Consider the following 5,607-nt stretch of genomic DNA (forward strand, 5'->3'; position numbering starts at 1 on the left):
GCTGCTGGCGACATCGGGCGCGGCGGCGGCACAGGACGCGAGCGTGGTCATCCATGCCGACCGGCCCGGACCGGTCGTCCATCGCCAGATCTTTGGCCAGTTCGCCGAGCATCTCGGGCACGGCATCTACGATGGCATCTGGGTAGGGCCGGCCTCACCGATCCCTAACACACAGGGCTTCCGCAACGACGTGATCGCCGCGTTGCGCGCGATCAAGGTGCCGGTGATCCGCTGGCCGGGCGGCTGCTTCGCCGACGAGTATCACTGGCGCGAGGGCGTCGGCCCCGCCGCCTCGCGGCCGACCAAGGTGAACACCAATTGGGGCGGCGTCACCGAACCCAACACGGTCGGCACGCACGAGTTCATGACCTTTGCCGAACTGGTCGGCGCCGAAACCTATGTGTCGGGCAACGTCGGCAGCGCGCCGCCGCAGGAGATGGCCGACTGGGTCGAGTACATGACCTCGCCGACCGCCTCGACGCTGGCGGGCGAACGGCGGAAGAACGGCCGCGACGCACCCTGGAAGGTCGGGTATTTCGGTTTGGGCAACGAGCTGTGGGGCTGCGGCGGCAACATGCGCGCCGAATACGCCGCCGACGTCACTAAACGCTACGCCACCTTCGTCAAAGTGCCGGCCGGGCAGAAGATGCTCAAGATCGCCAGCGGCGCGACCGACGACGACACCGCCTGGACCGAGGTGATGATGCGCGAGGCGGGCAAGCTGATCGACGGCATCGGCGTCCACCACTACACCTTGCCCGGCGACTGGACGGTGAAAGGCCCGGCGACGGGCTTCGACGCGGCAGCGTGGACCCATACGCTGGCCAGGACATGGGCGATGGACGACATCGTCACCCGCCATTCGGCGGTGATGGACAAGTACGATCCGCAGCGGCGGGTGTGGCTCGCGGTCGACGAGTGGGGCACGTGGTACGACCCGACGCCGGGGAGCAACCCGGGTTTCCTGGAACAGGAAAACACGCTGCGCGACGCGGTGATCGCGGCTCTCAACATCAACATCTTCACCGCCCATGCCGAGCGGGTGAAGTTGGCCAATATCGCCCAGATGGTGAACGTGCTCCAGGCGATGATCCAGACGCGCGGGAGCGCGATGGTGCTGACCCCTACCTATCACGTCTTCCACATGTACCTTCCCTGGCAGGATGCGACGCGGCTGCCGGTCGAGGTTGCCGCGGGGCGGATCGGGACGGGCAAGGACAGCCTGCCCCAGCTCAGCAGTTCGGCGGTGAGAGGAACGGACGGACGGCTTCATGTCGCGCTGGTCAACACCGATCCCGAACATGCGCTGCCGGTCAGCCTGCGGATCGACGGTGCCGGCGTGAGCCGCGCGGCCGTGCAGCAGCTGACGGCGGCGCGCATGGACGCCCGCAACACCTTCGCTCAGCCGGCGGCATTGGCGCCGCGCGACCTGCCGTCCGTTCGGGCTTCGGGTGGGCGGATCGCGATCACGCTGCCCGCGAAGTCGGTAACGGTGCTGGAGCTGCGCTGAACTGCTGGGACCGACGCGCGCCGCTATCGCTGCAAGGTGCGGGTGCGCACCTGTCGTGGCGGCCTACCAGCGACGCGGGTCGGCGCTCACAGCGCGCGCACGGCAACCGGGACGGGCGCGGCGACCTCCAGCCGGTTGCGCAGCGGCAATGCGAACGGCGCGGCTGCGATCTCGAACACGTCGCCCGATCGCGTGCGGACGCCATCGGCGAACGACAGCGTCGCGGTGCCGAAGAAGTGGACGTGGACATCGCCCGGCCGGCGGAAGCCGGCGTACTTGAAGTGGTGCGCTTCGAGATTGGCGATGCTGTGCGACATGTTGGCCTCGCCGCTCAGAAAGGGCTTTTCCCAAATCACCGCGCCGTCGCGGCGGACGCGGCTCACCCCCTCGACGTGCGCGGGAGGGTCGCCGAGAAGCAGTTCGGGGCCGATCGCCGCGGAACGCAGCTTGGAATGCGCCAGCCATAGATAATTGTGCCGTTCGGTGACGTGGTCGCTGAACTCGTTGGCAAGGCACAGCCCGAGCCGGTGGGGCGTCCCGTCCGGGCCGATCAGGTAGATGCCCGCAAGCTCGGGCTCCTCGCCGCCGTCAGCCGCGAAGGCGGGCGAGACGAGCGGCTGTTCGGGCCCGACCAGCCCGTCGCCCTGGCCCTTGAAGAACCATTCGGGTTGTTGCCCGCTTTCGCCGGGCGCCGGCTTGCCGCCCGCGACGCCTTCCAGGAACATGCGCATCGAGTCCGTCTGGTGCGTCGCCTCGGCGGCGGTCCGGTGCATCGCGTCGCGGCCTTCGGCCGAGCCGAGATGCGTGAGTCCGGTGCCCGCGAGGATCAGATGGGCAGCGTCCGGGTGATCGATCGGCGCGAGCAGCCGGCCGGCGTCCAGCTCGGCCGCGAGGTCTACACCGGCGCCGCGCCCCGCCTGGTCGACGAGCGCGGCGAGCGTCGTGCCGCCTGCGATCGCGCGCAGCGCCAGCTCGCGCACGCTGCCGGCATCCGGAACGTGCCAAGCCCCGCCCGCGTCGGCGGCGATCACCGAATGCGTGCCATCGCCGGCGCGGTGCTGGAGCAGGCGTAATGTTGTCATGGCTTCCTCACGAACGGGTCGGGCCAGCAGGTCAGGCCTGCGCTTCCTCAAGCGGTGGCGGCGCGAGCGCGTGCGTCGGCTTTGCTCCCCACACGGCGTAGAACAACACGTACAACTCGCAGGCGACGGTCAGCAGAAACGATGCCTGCAGGCCATAGCTGTCCGCCAGCCGCCCCTGCGCAACCACCAGCGCACCGCCGGCGATGGCCATGATCAGCAGTCCCGATCCCTCTTCCGTCAGCGGTCCGAGACCGCGGATGCCGAGCGTGAAGATCGTCGGGAACATGATCGAATGGAACAGCCCTACCGAGATCAGCGCCCACATCGCGAGCGTTCCCGTCGAGAACACCGTCACCAGCATCACCGCTGCCGCGCCGATCGCGGCGAGGGCGAGGATCGTCTCCGCGCGAACCCGTTGCATCAGCGCCGAACCGGCGAAGCGACCGACCATCATGCCGCCCCACAGGAAGGTCAGATAGCGCCCGGCCTGTTCATGCGTGAGGTCGGCGATCTGCGGCTGGCTGACGAAGTTGACGAACAGGTTGGCGACGCCGATCTCCGCGATCAGGTAGATGAAGATCGCTGGGATGCCGAACACCAGGTTGCGGTGCCGCCACAGCGAATGGCGGTGGCGCTCCTCGCGCGCGACGCGGCTGGTCGCCGTGCCCATCGCCGGCAGCGGAAAGCGCGCGATCGCGACCGCAAGCACCACCAGTACCACCGCGACGAGTACATAAGGCAGCACCACCGATTGCGCGTCGGCCAACCGCTCGGCCGGCGTCAGCACAGCGCCCTGTTTGGCGGTGCCGCTGACCGATCGACCGAGGATCAGATACGCCCCGAACAGCGGCGCGAGCATGGTTCCCGCCGAATTGAGCGCCTGGACGAGGTTGAGCCGCGACGACGCCGTTTCCGGTTGGCCGACAACCGCGACATAGGGATTCGCGGCCACCTGAAGGAGCGTGATTCCGCTCGCGATCACGAACAGCATCACCAGCGTCACGGCATAGGAGGGAATGCTCGCGGCCAACGTCATGCCCGCCGCGCCGATGGCCATGATCACCAGGCCGGTGACGAGCGAGCGCTGGTAGCCGACACGCTCGATCAACCTGGCCGACGGGATCGATGCAAAGAAATAGGCAATGAACCAGACGCTCTCGATCAACGTCGTCTGCGTGTAGTCGAGATCGAACACGCTTCTCAGGTGCGGCAGCAGCGTGTTGTTGATGACCGTGATGAACCCCCACATGAAGAACAGCGTCGCCAGCAAGGCGAGCGCCGGGCCATAGGCAGTCCGGCCCGGCGGGAGCGTGGTCGCGTTCGGGGGCAGCGCCATGGTCGATCCATCTCCCGTATGCGCCGCGGATCGCGACGCGGGCGCGGGTTGTTCCCGCCGTCGACACCGGCGTAGATAGTGCCATCCGGTGCGTCAACGACGCCGGTCGAGGAGATGGGCATGCGCGGCAGGCTGGCGATCGGAGTGATGGCGGCAATGGTGGCGGGAGCGACGCCCGCGCTCGCTGCCGAGGCGCGGCGCGGGCCGGGCGGCACGCTGCCGGATGGCCGCACAGTCGAGGTGATCACGCTCAGCAACGGCCACGGCATCCGCGCAAGGATCCTCACCTACGGCGCCACGCTGCAGTCGCTGGTCGCGCCCGACCGGGCCGGGCACCCGGCCGACGTGCTGATCGGCTATGACGACGTTGCCGACTACGTCCGCCACCCCGATTATTTCGGCGTCACGGTCGGCCGCTATGCCAACCGCATCGCGGCCGCCCGCTTCACGCTCGACGGGCGGACGTACCAGCTTGACCGCAACGACAAGAACAATGCGCTCCACGGCGGCTCGGCCGGGTTCAGCCGCCAGATGTGGCACGTCGTGGCGGTGGAAAGCGGACCGGTCGCGCGCGTGACGCTCGCCTATCGCAGCCCGGACGGGGACATGGGCTATCCCGGCAACCTCGACGTGACCACCAGCTTCGCCCTCGACGAGGCGGGCGCGCTGACGATCACCTACGGGGCGAGCACCGACAAGCCGACGGTGGTCAACATGACCAACCACGCGATCTTCAACCTTGCCGGCGAGGGCACGCCGGGAGGGATCGAGCGACACTTGCTGACCGTCCCGGCGACCGCCTACACGCCGGTCGATGCGACGCTGATCCCCACCGGCGAGCGCCGACGGGTCGCAGGCACGCCGTTCGATTTCCGGACTCCCCGCGCGCTGGGCGATGCGATGCGCGATGGCCGCGACGAGCAGATCCGCGCCGGCCGCGGCTATGACCACAATTGGGCGCTCGACGCTGGGCTCACCGCCACCCCCAAGCTCGCGGCAAGGCTGGAGGATCCCGCCTCGGGCCGGGTGCTGGAGGTGCTGTCGACCGAGCCCGGAGTGCAGGTCTATACCGGCAACTTCCTTGACGGGCAGGTGGCAGGCAAGAACGGCCATCTCTACCGGATGGGCGACGGCGTCGCGCTGGAGCCGCAGAAGTTTCCGGATTCGCCCAACCAGCCGGGCTTCGCCTCCGCGCGGGTCGACCCCGGCCATCCCTATCGCCACGTCATGGTGTATCGCCTATCGGTCGCGCGATGAGCACCGACACCACCCCGACCCGCTTGCGCAGCCGCGCCTGGTTCGACAATCCCGACAATGTCGACATGACGGCGCTGTACCTCGAGCGCTACCTCAACTTCGGGCTGAGCCTTGCCGAGCTGCAATCGGGCAAACCGATCATCGGCATCGCCCAGACCGGCAGTGACCTGTCGCCCTGCAACCGCCACCACCTCGTCCTCGCCGAGCGTGTGCGCGAGGGCATCCGCGAGGCAGGCGGGATCGTGCTGGAATTTCCCGTTCACCCCATCCAGGAGACGGGCAAGCGACCCACGGCGGGGCTGGACCGCAACCTTGCGTACCTCGGGCTGGTCGAGGTCCTGTACGGTTATCCGCTCGACGGCGTGGTGCTGACGATCGGCTGCGACAAGACCACGCCTGCCTGCCTGATGGCGGCAGCGACG

At 68.5% G+C, this 5,607-nt stretch carries 5 protein-coding genes; 3 read left to right on the top strand and 2 right to left on the bottom strand.

What is annotated here, in order from left to right:
• The first annotated feature begins 1 nt into the window (after window position 1).
• On the top strand, window positions 2-1,510 hold the full coding sequence (locus tag ACFE77_RS15880; protein ID WP_375422619.1) for an alpha-N-arabinofuranosidase: 1,509 nt from the start codon (window positions 2-4) through the stop codon (window positions 1,508-1,510).
• Window positions 1,511-1,596: 86 nt separating this feature from the next.
• On the opposite strand, the gene araD1 is transcribed toward ACFE77_RS15880, so the two are convergent.
• Together araD1 and ACFE77_RS15890 are read right to left on the bottom strand one after the other, a co-directional pair.
• A complete protein-coding gene (gene araD1, locus ACFE77_RS15885) occupies window positions 1,597-2,592 on the bottom strand; it encodes an AraD1 family protein (protein WP_375422620.1) in 996 nt (331 codons plus the stop codon).
• A 31-nt stretch (window positions 2,593-2,623) separates the two neighbouring features.
• Window positions 2,624-3,928 carry a sugar MFS transporter gene (locus tag ACFE77_RS15890; protein ID WP_375422621.1) on the bottom strand — a complete coding sequence of 435 codons (1,305 nt, stop codon included), beginning with the start codon at window positions 3,926-3,928 and terminating at the stop codon, window positions 2,624-2,626.
• A gap of 120 nt (window positions 3,929-4,048) precedes the next feature.
• Here ACFE77_RS15890 and ACFE77_RS15895 point away from each other — a divergent pair, with 120 nt between their 5' ends.
• Together ACFE77_RS15895 and ACFE77_RS15900 are read left to right on the top strand one after the other, a co-directional pair.
• Window positions 4,049-5,185 carry a galactose-1-epimerase gene (locus ACFE77_RS15895; protein ID WP_375422622.1) on the top strand — a complete coding sequence of 379 codons (1,137 nt, stop codon included), beginning with the start codon at window positions 4,049-4,051 and terminating at the stop codon, window positions 5,183-5,185.
• Window positions 5,182-5,607: dihydroxy-acid dehydratase (locus tag ACFE77_RS15900; protein ID WP_375422623.1), on the top strand; the 426-nt coding region annotated here is incomplete at its 3' end. The genes ACFE77_RS15895 and ACFE77_RS15900, both read left to right, overlap by 4 nt.

It is taken from the genome of uncultured Sphingomonas sp. (genome assembly GCF_964243315.1).
In the GTDB taxonomy this organism is placed as follows: domain Bacteria; phylum Pseudomonadota; class Alphaproteobacteria; order Sphingomonadales; family Sphingomonadaceae; genus Sphingomonas.

Bases quoted from the DNA above. Each gene is read 5' to 3' on its own strand.
- araD1 (WP_375422620.1), bottom strand. From the start codon at position 2,592: ATGACAACATTACGCCTGCTCCAGCACCGCGCCGGCGATGGCACGCAT.
- ACFE77_RS15890 (WP_375422621.1), bottom strand. From the start codon at position 3,928: ATGGCGCTGCCCCCGAACGCGACCACGCTCCCGCCGGGCCGGACTGCC.
- ACFE77_RS15895 (WP_375422622.1), top strand. From the start codon at position 4,049: ATGCGCGGCAGGCTGGCGATCGGAGTGATGGCGGCAATGGTGGCGGGA.